Source organism: Tumebacillus permanentifrigoris (assembly GCF_003148565.1).
Taxonomy (GTDB): domain Bacteria; phylum Bacillota; class Bacilli; order Tumebacillales; family Tumebacillaceae; genus Tumebacillus; species Tumebacillus permanentifrigoris.
Window position 1 is genome coordinate 22,133 of the sequence record NZ_QGGL01000024.1, and the last position, 19,892, is coordinate 42,024.

20 protein-coding genes and 1 pseudogene are annotated in these 19,892 nt (G+C 53.1%); all 21 read right to left on the reverse strand.

The window, feature by feature from the left end:
* Positions 1 to 8 precede the first annotated feature (8 nt).
* The 21 genes and pseudogenes from C7459_RS20540 to C7459_RS20640 all read right to left on the reverse strand — a co-directional run bounded on the left by C7459_RS20540 (position 9) and on the right by C7459_RS20640 (position 19,727).
* The gene (locus C7459_RS20540; protein ID WP_109691155.1) at positions 9 to 773 is read right to left on the reverse strand and encodes a 4'-phosphopantetheinyl transferase family protein; all 765 of its coding nucleotides are present in this window, start codon (positions 771 to 773) and stop codon (positions 9 to 11) included.
* 4 nt (positions 774 to 777) lie between these two features.
* Entirely contained in the window at positions 778 to 1,506 is a 729-nt protein-coding gene (locus C7459_RS20545; protein WP_170119588.1) for a thioesterase II family protein, read from the reverse strand.
* Positions 1,507 to 1,647: 141 nt separating this feature from the next.
* Positions 1,648 to 1,941, reverse strand: a pseudogene (locus C7459_RS20550) (sigma-70 family RNA polymerase sigma factor); the annotation flags it as partial.
* 1 nt (position 1,942) lies between these two features.
* The gene (locus C7459_RS20555) at positions 1,943 to 3,574 is read right to left on the reverse strand and encodes a recombinase family protein (protein WP_109691158.1); all 1,632 of its coding nucleotides are present in this window, start codon (positions 3,572 to 3,574) and stop codon (positions 1,943 to 1,945) included.
* A 463-nt stretch (positions 3,575 to 4,037) separates the two neighbouring features.
* The gene (locus C7459_RS20560) at positions 4,038 to 4,952 is read right to left on the reverse strand and encodes a DUF4352 domain-containing protein (protein ID WP_170119589.1); all 915 of its coding nucleotides are present in this window, start codon (positions 4,950 to 4,952) and stop codon (positions 4,038 to 4,040) included.
* Between the two features lie 324 nt (positions 4,953 to 5,276).
* The gene (locus C7459_RS20565; RefSeq protein ID WP_109691160.1) at positions 5,277 to 6,137 is read right to left on the reverse strand and encodes an N-acetylmuramoyl-L-alanine amidase family protein; all 861 of its coding nucleotides are present in this window, start codon (positions 6,135 to 6,137) and stop codon (positions 5,277 to 5,279) included.
* Positions 6,137 to 6,316, reverse strand: coding sequence for a hypothetical protein (locus C7459_RS20570; RefSeq protein WP_109691161.1), 180 nt, complete (start codon positions 6,314 to 6,316; stop codon positions 6,137 to 6,139). The genes C7459_RS20565 and C7459_RS20570 overlap by 1 nt, the downstream gene beginning before the upstream one ends.
* Positions 6,317 to 6,360: 44 nt before the next feature.
* The gene (locus C7459_RS20575; protein WP_109691162.1) at positions 6,361 to 6,624 is read right to left on the reverse strand and encodes a hypothetical protein; all 264 of its coding nucleotides are present in this window, start codon (positions 6,622 to 6,624) and stop codon (positions 6,361 to 6,363) included.
* Between the two features lie 15 nt (positions 6,625 to 6,639).
* Positions 6,640 to 6,927, reverse strand: a complete 288-nt coding sequence (locus C7459_RS20580; RefSeq protein ID WP_109691163.1) for a hypothetical protein — start codon at positions 6,925 to 6,927, stop codon at positions 6,640 to 6,642.
* A gap of 1 nt (position 6,928) precedes the next feature.
* A complete protein-coding gene (locus C7459_RS20585) occupies positions 6,929 to 8,083 on the reverse strand; it encodes a hypothetical protein (RefSeq protein WP_109691164.1) in 1,155 nt (384 codons plus the stop codon).
* Positions 8,076 to 11,591, reverse strand: coding sequence for a sialidase family protein (locus tag C7459_RS20590; protein ID WP_109691165.1), 3,516 nt, complete (start codon positions 11,589 to 11,591; stop codon positions 8,076 to 8,078). Before C7459_RS20590 ends, C7459_RS20585 begins: the two co-directional genes overlap by 8 nt.
* A 17-nt stretch (positions 11,592 to 11,608) precedes the next feature.
* Positions 11,609 to 11,914 carry a hypothetical protein gene (locus tag C7459_RS20595; RefSeq protein WP_109691166.1) on the reverse strand — a complete coding sequence of 102 codons (306 nt, stop codon included), beginning with the start codon at positions 11,912 to 11,914 and terminating at the stop codon, positions 11,609 to 11,611.
* Positions 11,915 to 11,964: 50 nt separating this feature from the next.
* Positions 11,965 to 16,533, reverse strand: a complete 4,569-nt coding sequence (locus C7459_RS20600; protein WP_109691167.1) for a phage tail tape measure protein — start codon at positions 16,531 to 16,533, stop codon at positions 11,965 to 11,967.
* Positions 16,534 to 16,547: 14 nt separating this feature from the next.
* A complete protein-coding gene (locus C7459_RS23525) occupies positions 16,548 to 16,739 on the reverse strand; it encodes a hypothetical protein (RefSeq protein WP_211320433.1) in 192 nt (63 codons plus the stop codon).
* A gap of 65 nt (positions 16,740 to 16,804) precedes the next feature.
* Positions 16,805 to 17,281: a hypothetical protein gene (locus C7459_RS20610; RefSeq protein ID WP_109691169.1), complete on the reverse strand. Its 477-nt coding sequence runs from the start codon at positions 17,279 to 17,281 to the stop codon at positions 16,805 to 16,807.
* 54 nt (positions 17,282 to 17,335) lie between these two features.
* On the reverse strand, positions 17,336 to 17,890 hold the full coding sequence (locus C7459_RS20615) for a hypothetical protein (protein ID WP_109691170.1): 555 nt from the start codon (positions 17,888 to 17,890) through the stop codon (positions 17,336 to 17,338).
* 12 nt (positions 17,891 to 17,902) lie between these two features.
* Positions 17,903 to 18,187: a hypothetical protein gene (locus C7459_RS20620; protein ID WP_109691171.1), complete on the reverse strand. Its 285-nt coding sequence runs from the start codon at positions 18,185 to 18,187 to the stop codon at positions 17,903 to 17,905.
* A 12-nt stretch (positions 18,188 to 18,199) separates the two neighbouring features.
* A complete protein-coding gene (locus C7459_RS20625) occupies positions 18,200 to 18,550 on the reverse strand; it encodes a minor capsid protein (RefSeq protein WP_109691172.1) in 351 nt (116 codons plus the stop codon).
* On the reverse strand, positions 18,537 to 18,893 hold the full coding sequence (locus C7459_RS20630) for an HK97 gp10 family phage protein (protein ID WP_109691173.1): 357 nt from the start codon (positions 18,891 to 18,893) through the stop codon (positions 18,537 to 18,539). Before C7459_RS20630 ends, C7459_RS20625 begins: the two co-directional genes overlap by 14 nt.
* Positions 18,877 to 19,443: a phage head closure protein gene (locus tag C7459_RS20635; RefSeq protein ID WP_109691174.1), complete on the reverse strand. Its 567-nt coding sequence runs from the start codon at positions 19,441 to 19,443 to the stop codon at positions 18,877 to 18,879. Before C7459_RS20635 ends, C7459_RS20630 begins: the two co-directional genes overlap by 17 nt.
* Positions 19,440 to 19,727 carry a head-tail connector protein gene (locus tag C7459_RS20640; RefSeq protein WP_109691175.1) on the reverse strand — a complete coding sequence of 96 codons (288 nt, stop codon included), beginning with the start codon at positions 19,725 to 19,727 and terminating at the stop codon, positions 19,440 to 19,442. The genes C7459_RS20635 and C7459_RS20640 overlap by 4 nt, the downstream gene beginning before the upstream one ends.
* Between the last annotated feature and the right edge of the window lie 165 nt (positions 19,728 to 19,892).

A 19,892-nucleotide genomic window follows, 5' to 3' on the forward strand; every position in this document is an offset into this window, starting at 1 on the left:
CTGTGGGCTCATCTGGCCTTCGCGTTCGTGTTGCCAAAGTGCAAGAGTTCGTATGGGTCGAGTTCGCGGAGCATAGGATACACCTCTGCGTCCTCGACCGCCGCCTCGACGTGATCGGCGGCGACGGCGAGGGACAGCACGTAGTCGTCGTGGGGCTGGCAGGTGTAATAAGCCCAACGGTGTACCCCGGTCTCCTCGACCATATCGGGAGCATTGCCGCCGTAGGTGTCGAAGATCGGGACCGCAAACGAGTCTGGTGAAATCGACAGGCCTTTGCCAACCGCTTTGACATAGGCTTCCTTGCGCGTCCAGATGCGGCAGAAGGCTTTGATCTGGAGCTCCGATGTTGTTGCTTGGCGCACGTAATCCTGCTCGTCTGGTGTAAACACCGTCGGCATCACGGACAGGTAGTCTTTTTGTGCCTCCTCTACATCCACCCCGATCAACAGCGGGGCGAATGCGCAGGCGATCAACTGACCGGAGTGCGTGAGGTTGAACTGAATCGGCTGTGCCTCTCGATTCAGGAATAGCTTGCCATAGTCATTTTTCACAAAGCGAACCTCTGCCACCTCACAGCCCAACCGTTCGGCGAGCAAACGTTTGAGCAGGACACGGCCGAGCAAAAACTCTATTTTCTTCCGATCCACTCGGTAGCGTTCGTAGACGGCTCGCTCCTCAGCATCTAGCAGATCGAGGTGTGCTTCGAGATCTCGTACTTTCCAATCCGTGGGGACGAACAACCAATAGACTTCGGCTTGTTGAATCGGATGCATGGCGTTAGAGCACAAAGGCGTCAGTCAGCACGCGTTGGATCAGCTTGGCAATCTCGTCCGCATGCTTCACCGGGAACATGTGCCCGCCTGGAAAGCGATGGAATTCGGAACGCTGTGCATAGCGCGACCATTCCGCCATCACCTCTGGCGTTGCGACCACATCCTGCTCCCCGCTCAGGAAGTGAATCTTCGTGCGCAATGGTGTCATTTCTGTATAGGTGAAGTTATCAATGGAAGCGAAGTCGTTGCGCAACACCGGCAGGAACAACTCCAGCAATTCGCGCTCCTGCAAGATTTCATCTGGCAACCCGCCATAGGAGCGGAGCAGCGCGATGAATTTCTCATCATCCTCATGTTGGCGCTTCACACGCGGGATATGCGGCGGTGCCATGCCCGAGATAAAGGCCACTTCCGGGAAGATCCCACGCTTCTCCAGTCGACCTAACAGTTCATAGGTAACGATCCCGCCCATGCTGTGCCCAAACAAGGCGAACGGAGAGTGGAAGTAATCATCCAACTGCTCCTCATATAGATCGATCAACTTGGTGAGGTCGTCCTGCAACGGGTCGCGGTTCGTGCCGTGACCCGGCGGTTCTGTGCAGATCACTCCCCAGTTCGACTTCAAGGCGAGGCTTAACGGACGGTACGAGACGGAATAGCCACCAGCGAACGGGAAGCAGAGCAAGTTCTTGCCATTCAAACTCGGTTTTAATTGTCGTAGTGATTTGATCATTTTCATCCACCCCGGAGATAAGTTTTATTTTTACTTTCGACATATAAAACGAAAATCCTACTTATTTATCGAATGTATTTACTTTTCTTCTGTTGGAGGCGAAAAAAGAGGCAATCGACCGCGCGGGTCGATTGCCTCTCGTTAATACTCTTCGCGTTTGGGACGAAGTTCGTGGAGCAACTTGGTGAGGGCGCGTTTCTCGATGCGTGAGACGTAGGAGCGGGAGATGCCCAGTTCTTCCGCAATCTCGCGCTGGGTTTTCTCCTCGCCATCGGGCAATCCAAACCGCCCGCGGATGACTTCCTGCTCGCGGTCGTCGAGCAGGTTGAGCCGGTTGTAGATCTTCAACTTCTCCAGCTTTAGTTGAACTTCATCGAGCACTTCATCTGATTCGGTTCCCAAAACATCAATAAGTGTAATTTCATTGCCCTTGCAATTATATCCGTGTAGATCGACTAATGGGATATAGGTCGATCTCGAACTCGCGGTCTTTTGCATCGTCGCGCTTGGAGTAAACTATCTTATGAATGACCGACTTGAGGAGTTTATTCTTCTCCTTAAGGTCTTCCGTTTCGTTGTACACATCAAGTACATGGCGCACAAGAGGGATCACGTTTTGCTGTGTCGTCTCATATTGCGCCTCTTGCTGCACCTCTTTTAGGATCGCATCTTTTTTGGAAAGCAAATCTTTGTGTTGTTCGGAGAGTACTTTGTTCCTCGCGAGGTAAGTGTCATCGTCGTAGGTCCCGCGCTCCAGAAACTTGTGAAGGTTTTCCTTTTGCTGTACAGTCGCGGCGATCTCCTCTTCCAGCTCCTTCAAAATGGAAGTAGCAAACGATGTTCGTTTCTTCGTTTTTTTTAGTTGCTGGTCGATAAGCCCGTGTTGGACCTTGTAACTGTTATACCATTCTCGTAAAGCCTCGATGACCTTTTCTTCAACATAGGCAATCTGGCTACTTCTCATGCATCCTTTCGTGGGGCATTTGAGGTGCGGGAGTTGATTAGCATATGGCCGTCGTTGCATTTTTTGACCGCATTTTTTGCAGATAACGATAGAGGCCAACGAATTTTTAAACTGACGGTCCTTAACGAGTTCGCGGTTCGATCTTGACTCTAAAATCTCCTGAGTTCGTTTGAACAATTCGTTGGTGATTATTGGTTCATGTAAACCTTTCTTCTCGATCCATTGGTCTCTGGGTCTATCAATACTTTTGATCTTCTTGTATCGCCCGTTCTCCATGCGCCGGCGCATCGTTTTTGTTTTCCTCCACTGAATCTTGCCGACGTACACTTCGTTTCGAAGTATCTGCAAAATCGAATTTGCCTGCCAAACCCGACTTGGGTTGATGGGCTTGTTATTCCGTATCCTCAAAGTATTTGACGGACACGGAATTCCCATATGATTTAGTCTCTCCGCGATAGTAGAAGTTCCGATGCCAGACTCTGCGTACCATTCAAAAATCTTCCTGACAATATCAGCACTCTTTTCGTCAATAAGCAATTTGAGTCCAACGTTCCGGTCTCGATAGTATCCGAATGGCTCGTATGTTCCGATGTAATATCCCTCGTTGACGCTGTCCACACGACCATTTTGCATCCTTCTCGAAATGCCACGACCCTCGCGTCGAGCGAAGAAGGATTTGAACTCAACCATCTCTTCGTCAAGATCGTCGTTCATGTCATAAGCTTTATCCGGAGTCAAAATAAGTGTTTCGGAGTCCCGAAATGCCCTTTGAATAATCCCTTGGTCGGCAGAGTCACCACGTCCTAGCCGATCGATCTCAACACAGACTACGCCGTCATACTTCCTAGCCTCAACGTTCTCAAGGAGTTTTATGACTTCGGGGCGCTCATCGATCAACTCGCCCGACACGACTTCCTCGAAGATGTCAACAACGGTCCAGCAATTCTGCCTGGATATCTCAAGCAGTCGTTTTCTATGCTTCGACAAAGTGTCAATGTCGACTCTTCCCTCGCGACGTGCTCGTTCTTCCGCTTCTAAATCCTCTCGTGACTTGCGTAGATACCAAGCGACATCCAAGTCCTGCGGAAAACCCTTGTAAGCCATGTTATTCCTCCTTGCACAGTTATAATCTACAAGGAATTCTATGTCTCATGTCCGTCCACCTGCTCACGAATATTTGTATTCAACAAATCATATCATGTACAGCAATGTGATCACGTCACCGGTGAACGCACATAGCAACACGAACCAGCGAGCGAGGCGCGCCCGCGAACTTTGGATTGCGCAGAACATCAGATGACCAAAGTTGAGCCTTGTGGGGGCACCCTCCGGGCTGTTCGTGACGGCAACTTTTATGAATGACCTTTAGACGCGGACCAGACCTAGAAAGGGTGCGGGGGCAAAATTCGCCCGTGCCGGTGTTAACGCTTGACCTGAAAACAACAGCCATGTCCCCGGTTGGGGGATCTTATACAAAACTGAATATAGAAAAAGAGCCAGTCCCCTGCGGGCTGGCTCTTTTTTCATGAGTTTTAAAGGTTGTTTATATTAACTCCAAATATACCACTCATGGTAAGTTAATGTGTTTTGTTGCCTGATCTCCAATAAGGTTGTTGTACACGATGTCCACATTTCGAGAGGATTTTGGAATGAAAAAACAGAGCCACCCCTTGTGGTCAGTCCCAGCTGGTAGATCCACCGATGAAAAGTAACCATTCATTCCGTATGTTTGTTCATTCGGAGGATATGCCGTTCCATCTGCAACAAGAGTGAAGTACAAAGGGTTAACGCTTGCTGTACCACTTCCATCATTTTTTGTGCTAACCGAAATAAGTAAAAAATGATGTGATCCATCCTTTGAACTAAAGCCGTCCATCTTTTCTTCAAATTGCACTCCGGTGACAGCTAGACCAACCGTCCCAGTTATTTTTTCATATTGCCTCATTTTGTCTGCCGGTGATTGGGTGTAGTTGGTCGCCGTTGCTGCTTTGGCTTTTTCAGCGGAGTCCTTTTCTGCTTGTTCTTGCGCACGCTTCTGGTTGTCAACCAGTTCTAACTCTTTAAGCATCGGATCAATCTTAGCCTTCAACTCAACTAATCGTGGATCATCTTTGTATCCGTATGTTTTGGCTGACAACAGAGTGATGTCCGCTGAATGTACTTCACCTTTATCCAGATCATCTATAATTTTTTTAACTGCTAGATCAGTCACAGTTACTCTAACTTGTTCTTCAACCTCACGGGCATCAGGATGGACAGCTTTGTTAGAGTTAGAAATCTTTCTTCCGACTTGCATGATATAGTCGAGATCATTTCTTTTGGCCGTATCCTTCCACATCGCCATTGCTTCTCTGTAATCGACCTCCTGCGCACGCTTCTGATCGTCTGCATATGTTTCCATGATGTTTTTTGAAGAGGTAGATTCACATCCGACCAACATTGGAATACATATTAAGGCAACAAGCAATACTTTGCATTTCACAATAATCCCCCCAATTTTTGAATGATTTTTAAAACTTATGATTCTACACCAATCAATAGTTTCCTTTAAACACAAAAAGACCCTCAACCAATATGGTCGAGGGTCTTTTTGTGTCTTATTTTTAGCATACACGCATTTCGTCTGCGGCTGCGGAAGAGTGCGAACCATTCCGCTGGCATTATGTCCGGCGCATAAGTAGCGCAACCTCTTGGATGGTGGCTTGCACATCCAGGCTATTATAGCGGACAGAGAGCGCAGAGAACAGATGTCTGAGCTTGGCGTGCCCGCCGACGGCGGTTCAGTAGATTGATGGACAGGCAGACGCTACAGCGCGCGGAGAGCATCAGCGGCGATGTGGTGGCACTCCTGAACTTGCGGAGTTGACATGTGCCACACGGCTTGCGTGAAGGCTTCCATGCGGTCTGCCGCTTCTGCGGTAGGCTTGCCAAGGTCGGTTGTGATCGGGATGCCAGCGGCGCGCCGGACGGCGTTTGCGGCGAAGTTGGCCGCGACCACCATAGCAGGCGTTGCGCGCTTCGCGAGCTGGCTGTAGAGTGCGATCACATCCTCCGCGGCTTGCTTGTCGCAGGTCGGCGCTCCACTGGACGGTGGCACGTAGGCGGTGCCAAGGATACCGCACAGCGCCGCAGCCGCCCCCTCAGCTTGCTGGAGTAGGAATGCACGGTCCGCCATGCGCGCCTCCTCTGCCCGGCAGGAGATGAAACCACCTTCGATCAGCACGGCATCCATCGCGGTGTCGCGCAGGACTTGGAAGTCCCCAAAGTTCACGCCGCGATCCTTCTGGCTGGCGGCCGTAGCGATGCTGGTAGAGATCGCTACGGCCCACTGCTCAGTGCGCTTGCCCTTCTGCGACGGGTGGACCCACACCGATACGCCATCCGTGGACGGGTTGCCCGATGAATCGTAGTGCCAGGAGACATACAGGTCAGCGCCCGCGGTGTTTGCGAGGCGCGCGCGGTACGCGAGATCCTCGCCGATGGTGCCGGACTTGAGTGGTAGCACATCAGTTTCACGCGTCATCAGCACGCGCACCCCGGAGCGAACGAGAGCGTCACGCAGGAGCAGGGATACACGCAGGTTGATGTCCGACTCGCGCAGGTGAGCGCCTACAGCGCCCGGATCAGGACCGCCGTGACCCGGATCGATGCAAATAATTTTTTGCATTACTTCGTCACCCCTTTCGCGTCAACATGTGCTTGACCAAAGATGTAGGTCATTGCGATCCCGGCAATCGCCAGAACTGTTTCACCGTTGAGATGCATACCGAGACCGTCATTTGCTACGAGAACTGTAGCCGTAATTACCGCCGTCCAAAACTTGCGAGATTTGAGTTTTTCTTTCATCGAGCGATCCTCCTCAATATAAAAGGCCCCGCGTTTGCGGAGCCTTAATGTTTTGTCAAGAATGCCATGAGTGCGATACCAACACCAGTCATCGATACGACAAGTGATAGCCACTTATGCGGGGCCGCTTCGAGATCTCGTACACGAGCCTCTAAGCGCCCTGTGCGTTCACCTTGTCGCTCGAAACGACTTTCGGTTTCTGCTCGTGGCATGTTGGTGTGCTGAAACGTATTAAGCTGACTTATAACCATATCCATCTTCGCGTTGAGTTCCGCGACCTTCTCCCCTACGTCTACACCTGCTTGCATCACCTTCACCCCCTTTCAAATAATTTTCTTCGAAATCACGATCTTGTCCCTTAACGACCGACACAAGACAATCACTTCATCACCGGCTACCAACGCGCCGACATGAGGAGCAACAGGGATGGTTGCGGCAGTTGCGTCCAAATTGATCCTGACAGCCGCCACCTTCCCGCTGACTGATACGACTTTTCCGTCTGCGAAGTTATCGGCGTTTCTGCAGCCCAACGCTTCGATTTTCTTCTCTACCAGCTCCTCAACACGCTTGTCCAGCGCTTCGTAGAACTGGTCATTACTATGAATCGACATGTTAGACCACCTTCCTGATCCGCTGCGCCTCACCGGTCATGAGACCGCTAGTTGAGAGATCGATGTTAAACCGCACCAACTCGAACACATCGTCAGTGCCTATCCAGTCGTCCTGAATGCGGATCACGTCGCCCGCTTCATGAAGGTAGTTCTGCCAGCACGAAAAACGGTGTTTCTCGACAATGCACGAGTGCTGTTGCAGCTCGTAGTCAGCGCGATTCTGCGCGTCCTGTGTTGTGATGATTAACGGGTTTGGCGACCCGCCGTTGTAGCGGAACAGCCGAACTCCCTTTGTGGTGCTGATCGGGCTGTTCGGGTCGTCGATCGATGCGAGGGCGCTTACGGTTGCAGTCTGCGCAGATCCTCCGATGACCAGCACACGGTTGTAAAGCCCCGAGGTATCGAGCACCTTTTCTGATCCTGCATACAGCGTTGCATCAGACTTGTCGTATACCCAGCACGGCGCTACCTGTGTGATGTCGGCCGCCTTCGGCTTGAAGCGGAGCTTACCGTCTACATCAAAGTAGCAATCATACACGGCAAGGTCCGCGAGCTCTCGTATGGCCTTTCCTCTCGCCTCGCCGCTTGTGTAGTTTAGGTCATATGGTACGACCGTACTGCACGATTCAAAGACGCATTGGTCGGCGGGGATTCCGGCGGCAGAGGCGATCAATTTTATTGCGTCCGCAACAGGTGTGGCTACTCCGGCATCGTTCTTCGCTTTGATCACAGTCGTGTCCAGAAAGCATCCAAGATTCTGTCCGTCGAGCAATTTCCACTTGTCGCCGCCTGAGATCGTAGTCACCCGCGTTCCATCGGGTTTTGATGTTGCAACCATCTCCTCAATCAAAAAAACTCCTAGCGGCACATACGTGATGCCAGTAGGGGTCCAGAGTCCAATGTGGAATTTGATTCGCTTGTCTATCCAAATGGACCCACCGATGCTCCAGGTATAATTCCCTGAACTGTTGTCGATCTCGACATTGAACTGTCGCCGAACATCCCGTTCTTTGTCCACGGAGACGGAACCACTGATGATCTCCGATTCGATACGAGAGATAAGTGTTTCGTTCCAATCGAGCAAATCAAGTCTTGCGTACAACCTCGATGATGGCCCGATCATGGCAGTTATGAATGGCGCTGGTGCGTTATACACTTGCCACCTCCGTCCAGTCTAATGAGACGTCCACTTTCATACCGCCGAAGGTTACGTCTAGGTGCGGTGGAGCGATGCGCACACGATACGTGTAGCCCGAGGAGAATTTCAGCAGGTACGTGTTAGTTGAGGCGGCCATCGCGTCGAGCTTGTCCGTCTGTACCTTCGTCTGCGCTGGTGATCCGGGAATCATCAGAGCGGACAGTGTACCTTTTTTGTAGCAAGCCGGTCCGAAGCGCTCGCGAGGAAAACGTGCAAATGTTTCCGTGTAGGAACGTTGCTGACCAGCGGATATAGATGCGCCCTTCTGGTTGTACTTGAAGCAGGTGGAGTTCGAAGTGTTCTGCTCGTCGATTAACCACTGACCTGCGAACGTGTGCGCCACCTGCGCTTTGCCGTAGTCCGACATCGAGTTCGAAGCGGAAACGCTACGCACTCCATATTCGAAATCCCCTGCCGAACAGGTGTAGTCAACGTATGGTGAGATCGCCCCTTGGGCGATTCGCTTCCACTCGCTATCTGCGGCTCCAACCGGGCGGCGATAGACATCGAAACCGGATATCGGGATGCTACCAGCCTGCCATAACGTCGGGGCGTTACCTGCTTCGAGCTGTAGTTGGTCGATCCAGATCGATTGACCTGCGGCCAGAGTGTTCAGGACGAAGAGGACATAGCACGAAACCGCACCGGGTAGCGCGGCCGCTGAAAGACTCACACGCGTCCACGACGAACCGATTGCTTGCGAAGCAACCGACGATGTCCCAATTAACGCTCCTGCGGCGTTGTACCAGTAAATGCGCGGAGCCACATTATGACTGGCCACCGACGTTTTCAGGTAGGCGCTAAATGAGTATGTTGCACCGGCGACAATAGGGATACGGGCGGTCGTCAGTGTTTGAACCGTAGCTGACATCGATGTTGCGGCGAACATCTTCAACGACCCTCCGGACGAAACGGAATTTGAGCCGTCTATCGTCAACTGCAATCCACTGCTGAAATCCGTTGTAGCAACAGGTTTCGCTTGCGCGATGCTCAGGAGGTTCTTGTACACCGCCGTCCAAGTAAGCAGAACACTAGCGTTTGAGTAGTTGTTCACAGCGGTCACTGTCGGTGTCATAGGCGGTGTATAGGAGACGGAGAAAGGAATCTTTCCCGTTGAAGCAACGATTCCGTCCTGTGAGGTTGCCGTAAACTCGATCATGTAGGCGGTGTTGTTTTGGAGCCCTGTAAAAGTTTTCGTGTTGTTGGTTGCTACGGAGTTCGGGATGTCCTGACTATCCTGCAGCAAGGTCGCACCGGTAGAGTCATAGAGCTTAAATCGATAGGACAATTCTGCAGACCCGCCTGCCTGTGAATATGTCCCGCTGAACGTGTAGGTATCGCCCGTTACGGTGTTGGCCGGGATCGCCACCAACGCAACCTGCGGAGCTGCAGAACATTTGAAACTCAGAAGTTGCGACCACGGCGAGACGACCCCTTGCGAGTCGTAGGTTCGAACTCGCGCTTGATAGGTCTTGCCGTTCGTGAATTTGTTCGCGGGTATGGAGATCGTGAACGTCAACGTAGCTGGTACGCCTGTCTTCGCCAATGTCCAGACGGCGACAGCGGGGTTGGAGGCGTCGTAGAACTCCGCTTCGACGGCACTAGGGTAGTCACCCGGCGTGTCGTTATGAAGTGCAGTCAGCGTTGCTGCCTGCGTCGCATCATAGTTCGCTCGTGTCAAATTGGACGGGGCCAACGGCGCGGTGTTCGGCAGGATCTGGTCGCTTTTGATCGTGTTGTTGTCCACGTACACGAAGCGGCAAACATCGTCGTTGTTCAGGTTATGGCGCGACCAGACCACAAACGGCCTCGTTGCGCTGCTTGTCGTGTTTGCCGTGATGTCCGATGGTGCTCCCCACCCTGTCCCGTCGTTGGCGGCGGTGCGGATTTGGTCGTAGGTTCCCGACGAGCGACCGGACCACAAGACGCGCCGCTTGCCACTCGATTCCAAGAACGGCGCAGGCGATAGCTGGTTGTAGGTGTTCCCTGTGGTGATCTTGGTCGGTGCGGAAAACGTTGAGTAGTCCGTTGACCGCGAATGCCGGATGTTGAACGCTGCGGAGTCTACGGCATCTTTGCCGTACCAGTACACATCAATCGCGTCTGACGAGGCATCCACCGTCGCGACAGGGTTGAACTGCGCATAGGTCCCGCCATTGAAAACGGGGTAGGTTGTCCATGTGGTCCCATTCCACACGATCGCATCGATTTTGTACGTCGTGGACGTAGCAGTGTTCATCAGCACCACCGGATTCCCGTTGCCGCGAAGCACCGCCGACACATTCGTATGATTGATTCCGTTGGTGGTTTCGTTCGTGAGTGATTGTAGCGCCGCCCATGTGATTCCCCCGTCTGTCGAGGATGTGTACCGCACGTTGTATTGACTGTACCCGCCCCATTGCGCCGACCAGAACGCCCATAGTTTTCCGTTCTGGTCTGTCACGAGAATACATGTACCGAATACATAAGCCTCAGCTGTGGACGGAGGGGTGAGCTGCGATAGTGATCCGTTGTTGAGAACAGTCGTTGCATCGAACGAGAACGTCCGAACCGCCGTGTCTGATGCCTGGTCGGAGGAACCGCACGTAAGCAAGTACACCTTCGTACCATAGGATGCGATGCTCGCCACGCTGACCTGCATGGTCGAGTAGCATAGTTGCGTCCACGTCGTGCCGCCGTCCTTGCTCACGAAGAAGTACGGGTTCCAACTGGAGTTCCGCACCATAGCAACCAACCAACCGTTGCTCAGTCGGACCTCCTGACGAGCGCCGCTCATGAAGTCTAGCGCCGGGGCCGGGAGGACTGTCGGGTCGATGATAACCGGGTACATGCGCGCCTGATCGGCAAGCCATGAATACTCGACCGCTGTGGCGATCTGCAAGCGCCCCGCGTTGAGGGGAGAGCAAACATACTTGCCCCCCACCTTCGCCCCGCGCTGATCCCATGTCTCGATGGTCGGAAGGGTGAAGACCGGCGTTCCGTTTCTATCTACGAGTTCCAGAACGGAAGCCGTGAATTCCCCCACTACGAAGCGGCCGTCGGCGCGCAACCGGAGCGTCGGGTCGAACTCTACGATGTCGGTCGTGGCCAACAGCGGCGCCTCTAAAAAATCATCCGGCGGGCGGAGGTCTGACTTGATGCTCATGTAGTGCTTGAGCCGCCCTGCTTCCAATTGCCAGTAACTTTCCACGAGGGGGTATACTTGTCCCACCTGCACGTTCAGACCCCGCGAGACGACCGGAGAGGAGGCGCTGTCAGCGTCATACAGCACATCTTCCAATCCGTTCGCCAAGTCGATGTATTTGGTGTCGCGGGCGGTGATGGCAAGTTCGTAACCGCCAGAGCGGTACGAGACCTTGCCGCCGAAGAACGATGTCTGCGTTTCGCCGTTATCGCTGGTGAAGGTCCCATCAATCTCCACAAGCGGTACGGGGTCCAACGGTGTGCTTTCTACGACGACTGACATGCGCGCCGCCTCCTCTCTTATCGCTGCTCGAAGAACAGATCACCGACAGCGTCGCTGTTACGCGTGATCGTCAACGTGGTGCCATCGGCCAAAGAAGCTACGATCGGCCACGCAGGTTTAAAGGCCACGCCGCCGCGCCGCCAGTATTCTTGACCGTTCATGAGGTACAAGGCGACGGACGGTTCCGACGAGCTGCTGATCGTGAATTGCTTCATGAGGTCCGGTGCGACAGCCGAAACGTTTACATCGGACGGATCACCGGAGCCACCGGTCAGCTTGCCGTTGTCGATCATTGTTGCTTGCCATTTGGTTGCGTTGATCATGAGATCTCCTCCTAATTTGAAAAGCCGCCCCGACAACGGAGCGGCTGCGTTTATTTTCGAACACCGTTCATGAAACGGTTCATCACGCGTTTGACTTCCCCGTGCGCAATATCTGCAACGCGATCAGCATCGAACTCTTGCGCGACTGGAATCGTTACATTGACTTGTACGTTTCCGATCCCTGCGCGTTGTGGAGGCGCTGCGGGCATCGAAACGGTGGCAACGGCGCGCATAGCCCTGTCCATCGCACTCTCGCGGTTCATAACCGCAGTCATGAACGCTTCGAAGGTGCGATTCTGGGAAACGGACAAGACGCGCTCGCCGGCTTGCAAAGTCACTCCTGGTACGTCGGCTCCTGTCGTACCAGGAACCCTGTCGACTCCAGAATGGAATATCCATTGGCCTGTTTTCGGGTCATACTTGCCCCCGGCCGCCGTCCCATCCTTGACGTTTTCGTCGTGCAGGCGTTGTTGTTCCTCTGGAGTTGCCGTCTTATATTGATCCGACCGCGCAGCCATCCGAGCTTTGATGTCCGCAACGGATGTTTTACCACTTGGAGGAGCAGGGGGTCCGAAAACTGGCGCAGGTTTGATTGTGCCAGAGCCAAGAGAGAAGATTCCGCCATCGGACATGATCTTCGCCTTGGCAGCATCGTATTCCGCCTGCATCTCACCGAGATATGTCCGGACGTTAGCGAGGGTTGTATCTAACCCGTTCTTCTGAATCGCAGAGCGCGTATCAGCGTTGATTTGTTCATCAGATACGAGTTTGTCCCAGTATTCCTTGTGCGCCGCCTTCAAGCGCTCGTTCGACTCCTTCGTGTCTTTCAGATCCTTCTCGTACTGCTCGCGCTTCTGGCGGGTCGCCTCGTCGCGTTCCATGTCCGCGATGTGTGCCTTCTGTTCGGAGATCTGCTTGTCGATCTCAGCGAGGCGCGTGGTGTCTGCTACACGGTGATCGACGAGAACACCGTTTTCCATTTCGATCTTTGAAAAGCGAACGTCAGAGGCGACCCTGTTTCTTTGTTCCTCCAGATCGGCCAGTTTCTTGCGTTCGTTTTCGAGATCGAGGAGATATTTCTGCGCTTGCGCCTCCTTGTCCAGTGCTTCGATTTTGGATTGGATCGCTTCCTCCATCGCCTTGGCGCGTTCCTCGATCGCGGCCATATCCTGATCACGATCGAGCTCGCGGGCTTTCTTGAGGTTCGACGCGATGACATCGGTCAATTTCACCTGCGCTTCTGCAAGTTGTTCCGTTGCCTTGACCTGATCCTCCGGGTTGTACTCAGAGCGCTTGGCGTTGACACGCGCCCATGCATCGTAAGTCGCTTTGGCGATGTCGAGTTCCGATGCGCCGGCACGACTCATCTTCTTCTCGTTGTCGCCAATCCACTTCTCAGAGTCCGCGAACGAGGCGGCGCGGTATTCTTTTGCAGATCGATCGTACTCTTTCTGAGCCTCCGCACGATCAGCCGCCAGCAGTCCGGTGCGTTGAAGCACCCGTTGCCAACCGTCCATTTCCATCTTCGCGATGGACAAGCTACTTTCTCCAGCGTCTTGCAGCGATTGCTTCTTGTCCTCAATCCACGCTTTGGAGTAACCGTATGCCTCATGCTCGATCTCGTTTGTAATGGAGTACAGCTCCGACGTGTTGCGTTTCAGCCAATCGGCGTATGATTCCCGGATGTCTTTGAGGCGCTGGATGTACTGCTCCTGATTGATCTCTCCAGTCTCCAACAATTGCTTCGAGTAATCCAGATCCCGCCGATACGAGTCGCTGATCCCTTTATCAGCGTCCTTTTCCTTCGGTTTCTTGTCATCGGGGATAGAGTAAGGATCTTTACCTTCACCAACAGGTCCTTGTCCCAGTTTCGCATAGGCACCACTATCAACACTGGCAAGATCATCCTTGTACTTAGATAGTTTAGCTTTCAGTCCAGGAATGGTTTTTTGTGCTTGCTCTGCGCTCTTTGCCGCTTGGTCCGCCATTACAAACAGTCTGCGTCCGCTTTTTTCGTCAGACAGCGTGGGGTCGATACCAGCGACCGAGTCAGCAAGAAAGGCCGCACGCGCTTTGGTGAGTGCGTCATACGCCTCTATCACGGCCTGCGCGCTATTGAGGTAAGCTTGAGCAACCGCCATCTGTTCGTTGATCTGTTTTACTGCAGATATCCTAGCAGACTCTGCGGCCGCTTTCTCAACTTCGACTCGCTCGTTAAGCGCCTCATTGTTAGTAATGATCGCTCGACCACGCTCGTCCTCAACTACGATGAGTTGCGGCATTGTTTGTTTCAACTGTTCCGTGACTGTGCGTAGTTCCGCTGTCTCAGATGCGCTCAACGAAGTTGCTGAAGACAACTGCTGGTAACGGTCGCGTAGCTGCTCCATTTTAGCGATCTGCTGTTGTTTGGCGGCAGCGTCCGATATGTTCTCTTCGACAAGTAGTTGCATCATTTGCACATTTGAACCCATCGCAGCACGAATGTCATGTGCTTTCGCTATGGCATCATCAGTTGTTACACCGTGACTTTTCAGTGTTTCATCTATTTTTTTGAGTCTTTCATCCCACTCTTTCAGTGATTTGAAATCGTCCTTGCTCAACATATGGCCGTTACCAAATTCAGAAAGCGCCTGTTTCTTTCGCTTTAACTCTTCGTATTCAGCCATAAGGTCCTCGATGGCTTTCGCTTCATCACCTATGGCCTTGAAGTTTGTCAAATCCTTTGAGATGCGCGCTTCCGATAAAGTCTTGTTCAGGTCATCTTGCGCTGCCGCGAACTTCTTTGCCTCTTCTGCATTTTCAGCATAGGTTGTACCTAGATAAGCTAGAACCCCTATCACAGCAGTTGCTGCAAGTAATATTGGATTACGTGCTAAAGCACCAATCGCCAAGTTCGCTTCCTTTGAGGCTGTAGTTAATTTTTTGAATGCGACAACCAGGAGTAGCACCGTTGTTACGATACCCCCAAAACCAAGGCCCATCGCGACTGTACTGTTGACTGCGGAACGCGATTCCGTGCTGAGATCGTTGTACTTTTGAATCAAGGCGGTGATCGAGGACATCGTCACGCTCGCCGCCGGTGCAAACGACTGACCGAAGTTTGCAGCCGCGACCTGCGCCTCTGCTCCCATCTGTTTGAAAGAACCCTTGAGAGAATCGATTTTGATCTTGGCCGTTTCATCTGCCGTGACAGTCTTCATCGCACGATTCATTTCTTCAATGCCAGATGCGCCGGTGTTGGCGAGGATTGACAGAGCACGAACACCGTCGGTTCCTGCCAATGTTGCGAGAATCATCGATTTTGCCTGATCGTTGAAGCGACCGAGCTTGTTATGCAACATATCTGCAATCTCAGCGAAAGTTTTCATTTTACCAGCCGATGTGAAGAACTCCAAACCTAGATCCTTTGTGACTTTTTTCTGCTCGTCCGTCGGATTGACTAGTTGTAAGATCGTCGTCTTCAAACTGGTACCTGCATCGGAACCGCGAAGTCCGTTGTTCGCGAACAGTGCGAGAACTGTGTTCACATCCTCGAACGTCTGGCCAACCTGAGCTCCTACCGGACCTAGCATTGAGTTAGCAAAGGTCATCTCCTTGACGGAGGTTGCCGACGCATTTGCCGCCCCTGCCGCGATGTCCGCAACAGTTTTCAGCGCGAGATGTTCTTTTTTGTAAGTGTTCAGCGCGGCAGATGCATAGTTCGCGGCCTCGCCGACTTCGAGTTCACCTGCAACCATCAATGCGAGCGCATCTTTGACTTCGCCTCCAGCAAGACGTTTTAGGTCAACGCCTGCTTTGACGAACTCAGTTACAGCGTCCACGGCAGTAGTCGAGAGAACACCATACGCAGGGCCCGCCTTCTGTGCCGCCGCTCGTACTGCGTCCAAATCTTGCACTGACGCTCCGGTGACTGATTTCAGGTTTGCAAGCGACTGCTCAAGCCTTGCGTATTGCTCGATAGCTGCGACGACGCCAACCGCGATGACAGCTGCCGCCATCGTTGCTTTTCTTGCGGTATCTTCCAGCGCATCGGACTGCTTCTTGGCGGCATCTGCGGCTTTCTTAGCGGCCTTCTCTTGTTCCTCCGCTTGCCTGCGCGCTGCATCCGCCGCCGCTTTGGCTGCTTCTGTTTGCTCCTTTGCCGCTTTTCTCGCGTCAGCCGCGATCTTCTTTGCTTCCGACGCGATCTGTTGGCGTTCTCGCGCTTCTTGACGGGCTGCACGGGCTCGTTCTTGTAGAAGGTTCGCCTCATCTTTGAGGTCTTTTGCGGCTTGCTTCGCGGCGGCTGCGGCGGCTTCCGCTGCCGCTCTGACCTCCGGGGAGGCGTGTCTTGCCGCTTCGGCCAGTTCTTGCGCTGCTTTCTTTGCGTCCTGGTACCGCTGCCGTGCATCACGGGCAGCTTGGGATTGTTCGTTCGCTTGCTGTTTAGCCTCGTTGGCGATTCGACGCGTTACCTCCGCTTGTTGGCGGGCAACCTGCACGACCTGTGTGAAGTCGTTGGCGCGGTTACGGATCGCCGCCCCGAGGTTCTGCATGTCTCCGCGAGCTTCTTCGACAGATCGCTTGAACTGACCGGTGGAGAGTGTCAGGTCAGCGCGGATACGAGCAACTGTTGCCATGTCACAACTCCTCCCTAAGCACTTCCGCCAGTCAACATGCGGAGCCGTTCAAATTCGCCTGCATCGAACTCTTGATTTTTGAGCGGGTCATAACCCGTGGACGATCCACCACTGGCTTGCCCAGCTCCGGGAACGCCATAGAAGCCGAAGGCCAGCATCGCGTCACGGCGATCCCATTCCGCCATGATTGCGGGAACCTCGACCATCAGGTACTCCTTGAAAAGAACGCGTTTACTGATCCCGTGCGCGGAGAATGCGGCGACCATCCGCGTTACTGATCCTGCGGAGGTTCTGTTTCGATCAGACTCTTGGCCCGCTCCAGCATCCCCCCCAGAAGTGTCTTGATCTCCCCCGCTATGAAATCAAACTCGTTAACCTCGTACATTGCCTTGAGGAACCTTACGAGTTCTGCGAGAGTCACATTTTCAACGATGAACCTGTATTCGAGTCCGCTTGCGATCTCCAAGATTTCGATGAATTCTTCCTTGGCAAGATCCATCGCCGCAGCTAGGAATTCAACAGGGGAGGTTCGGTACTCAAACTGCTTGATGAGAAGCGTCGGAATCTGTTCGAGCGCCGGGATGATTTCGAGATAGCGTTCAACAGTGAGCGATTGAACAACGACTTCGCGACCGTTTGCACCGCCCATCCAAACGGTCTTCACCTTCGGAATCGAGGGTGATTGCACACCACGGAAGACACGCGGAAAACGCGGCCTTTTAAAAAATTTCATCAACTTGCTGAACATAGCGGATACCTCCAAATTAAAAGGAGCCCGCGTGAGCGAGCTCCAGTGTGGTTGTTATGCCGGCAGGTTTTCTTCCGGGCCCAAGCAGAAAGTCCGATTGCGCTTGGATTGGTCAACAACGCCGATCAACCGCACCATCTTGATGTGCGGGCTTTTCGGATCGTAGACTTGGTCCCAATCTGGAATCGGAATCGCCTTGAAAACAGTGATTGTTTGCGATGGATCTCCGGACAACGGTTCAACCCTGACTTTTTTCGCGTACTGCAAGAGCGAAGTCCCTGCTGGGATCGTGAATTCTACAGTTTTCGTCGATGTAGTTGCGTTGGTGTAGATGGTGGATGCAGGGGTGAGTCGATTGATCAGTTCAAGATCAGCAGTCGACACAGGCACTTCAATCACAATCTCAGCGCCCGTAAGCAGGATATCAGCTGGGGTATCGCCCGTCTGATCCATAGTGATGTTTTCGGTGCTGAGTTTGTATTTGTAGTGGCAACCACCTTTGGTGCGGTCAATGATTGCGGCACCGCCCACGTTGTCAGGATCAAATACGATGCGGCAAGTACCAAGCGGGATGGGTTTACTAGAAGCGAGGATATCAAGAGCAGCCATGTGGTCTGCCTCCTATTCGTTTTTGGTTTGCGTTTCTTGTTTGTCGTCTTGCGTTTGATCGAAGGTTTGATCGCCAGCTTGCATGAACACTTGGGGTTCCAGCGGCTCGCTGTCGTCATCATCCGGGTTCACATACACCGCGATGCGTTCACGGGAGTACCGCTTGGCATCGTCAGGCGTCACTTTGATCACCTCGCCACCGGCGCGCCAGTCCGGCGCTTCCGTTGTTCCGAGGTTATAAAAAGAGCCCTTGGGATCTCCCAAGAGCTTCATTGGCACTTTTTGATTTTTTTGCACACCACACACTCCTTACTGGTACTGCAACTCGAAATTCATCGAGTACATGTACCGCTGCTTTGCATCCGTGCCAAGCGGGATCGGATCGTGCTTTGAAAAGATGCTACACATGAACGAGCCGATCTGTACGTTCGCGCCGTGCAGTTCCCGCTCAACGTCCAAGGCTAGTTGTTCTGCCTTTTCATCATCGCGGTCACGGATGAACACCTGGAAGGAACGATCGTGAAGCGTGAGCAGTTCTTCGTCTCGTGTTCCTCCGGTGAAGCGCGCCATGACGACATTGTCTAGCTCCTCCGGGAGATAGGAGATGACTTTGCCACCAACAACCGACTCCAAGAAATCTAGCAGGTCATCCGTTTTCATTTAAGACACCCATCATCTTGCTTTCGAAGAGTCGCAGGACCTCATTACGCTTGCGCGTCGCCGCTTTCTCCACCCACTTGTCCTCACCGTTCTCCAAGTGATGCCCTCCCGGCAATTCGTGGACAAGGTGCGCATGGGGAGCGTCGTAAACGACTGAGGCGCCGGCTGGTGCGCGCGCTTTGTCAGGCCACACCTCGACATGCCCGGAGTCTTTCAATTTTCCCGATTTCACCGGAGGGTTGCAGTCGGCAAGAACGATATCCGCGCCCTCTTTCACAACTTCCTTGGCGGCCCGCTCCAGTTCTCTCTCCAACTGCTCGTTCCACTCAATCCGAAAGTCCACGAAGACCCACCTCCTTATGCGCCGTGTTCGCAATGCCACGATCCTCTGCAACGTGCTGGACGATGTAGACATGACCATCGCAAATCACCCGGTCTCCGCTTTTGATCGTTGTGTTGACAGGGAAAAAACCAGTCGCGTCCTTCGAGGCAGCCTGACGGTTGATTCTGCATCGAGTGGCAACAGGCGCGCCGTATTCAGGTGAATGCCTCCCGTAGCCCGTACACGGCTCGATCTGGCATGTCTGAGACATCTGTGCGTCTGCAATTTGCAACTCGACGCAGAGGAGTTGCAGGAAGCGGTGAGACTCCTCTTTGTCGATAACTGCGGAGATCTCGAAGACCTTGCGTTTGTAAATCACCCGCATGTCAGTAGACACGCCATCACGGTATCGGATCGTGATCTTGTGGGTGTACGGTTGATCCGCTTGGCGGGCGGCGATTGTGGCCTGCACGGACAACGGGTCAACGGCTGCCCAGACAGTTACAACATCCTGCCACTCTACGGTGTTTTTTTGTAACGTTACGCGACGGTTTAGTTCTCCCACTTTCATGGTGAAGGAACCTCCTCATCAGCGCAGTACCTCAGTTGGTATATGATGTGCTCTAAGCTAAAAGCAAGAGCACTACCGGCCTTTACATCTGTTGCCGCGCGGTTTTCGTACCAATGCACAACTAGAACCCGAAGCGCTTGACGTGCTAAGGCGTTCGGAGTTGACCAGTTTTTGTATCCGCAGGCGTTTTGAATGTAGAGTTGCGCACCTTCGATCAGCTCCGTGACGAGCGCGTCATCCTCGTCGCCGTCGACGCGCAGGTACTGCTTTACATCTTCGAGCATTTGCTCACCTCACAACAAAGAACCCGACTTGTCTCATCGAGTTCTTTGTTTATTCTTCGGTTGTGGTGTCAGGCTTGGGGACTGGAGTTGAACGCCGTTTTCTTGACTTCGACTCCGTTGGTATCGCAAGCCCTTCTGGTTGTGCGGTTTCCACTTTCGCAATCA

Excerpts from the sequence above, each read along its gene's own strand:
- C7459_RS20555 (WP_109691158.1), bottom strand. The coding sequence starts at position 3,574 with ATGGCTTACAAGGGTTTTCCGCAGGACTTGGATGTCGCTTGGTATCTA.
- C7459_RS20590 (WP_109691165.1), bottom strand. The coding sequence starts at position 11,591 with ATGTCAGTCGTCGTAGAAAGCACACCGTTGGACCCCGTACCGCTTGTG.
- C7459_RS20565 (WP_109691160.1), bottom strand. The coding sequence starts at position 6,137 with ATGCAAAAAATTATTTGCATCGATCCGGGTCACGGCGGTCCTGATCCG.
- C7459_RS20545 (WP_170119588.1), bottom strand. The coding sequence starts at position 1,506 with ATGATCAAATCACTACGACAATTAAAACCGAGTTTGAATGGCAAGAAC.
- C7459_RS20540 (WP_109691155.1), bottom strand. The coding sequence starts at position 773 with ATGCATCCGATTCAACAAGCCGAAGTCTATTGGTTGTTCGTCCCCACG.
- C7459_RS20610 (WP_109691169.1), bottom strand. The coding sequence starts at position 17,281 with ATGTTCAGCAAGTTGATGAAATTTTTTAAAAGGCCGCGTTTTCCGCGT.
- C7459_RS20570 (WP_109691161.1), bottom strand. The coding sequence starts at position 6,316 with ATGAAAGAAAAACTCAAATCTCGCAAGTTTTGGACGGCGGTAATTACG.
- C7459_RS20575 (WP_109691162.1), bottom strand. The coding sequence starts at position 6,624 with ATGCAAGCAGGTGTAGACGTAGGGGAGAAGGTCGCGGAACTCAACGCG.
- C7459_RS20640 (WP_109691175.1), bottom strand. The coding sequence starts at position 19,727 with ATGCTCGAAGATGTAAAGCAGTACCTGCGCGTCGACGGCGACGAGGAT.
- C7459_RS20600 (WP_109691167.1), bottom strand. The coding sequence starts at position 16,533 with ATGGCAACAGTTGCTCGTATCCGCGCTGACCTGACACTCTCCACCGGT.
- C7459_RS20580 (WP_109691163.1), bottom strand. The coding sequence starts at position 6,927 with ATGTCGATTCATAGTAATGACCAGTTCTACGAAGCGCTGGACAAGCGT.
- C7459_RS23525 (WP_211320433.1), bottom strand. The coding sequence starts at position 16,739 with ATGGTCGAGGTTCCCGCAATCATGGCGGAATGGGATCGCCGTGACGCG.
- C7459_RS20595 (WP_109691166.1), bottom strand. The coding sequence starts at position 11,914 with ATGATCAACGCAACCAAATGGCAAGCAACAATGATCGACAACGGCAAG.
- C7459_RS20625 (WP_109691172.1), bottom strand. The coding sequence starts at position 18,550 with ATGAAAACGGATGACCTGCTAGATTTCTTGGAGTCGGTTGTTGGTGGC.
- C7459_RS20615 (WP_109691170.1), bottom strand. The coding sequence starts at position 17,890 with ATGGCTGCTCTTGATATCCTCGCTTCTAGTAAACCCATCCCGCTTGGT.
- C7459_RS20635 (WP_109691174.1), bottom strand. The coding sequence starts at position 19,443 with ATGAAAGTGGGAGAACTAAACCGTCGCGTAACGTTACAAAAAAACACC.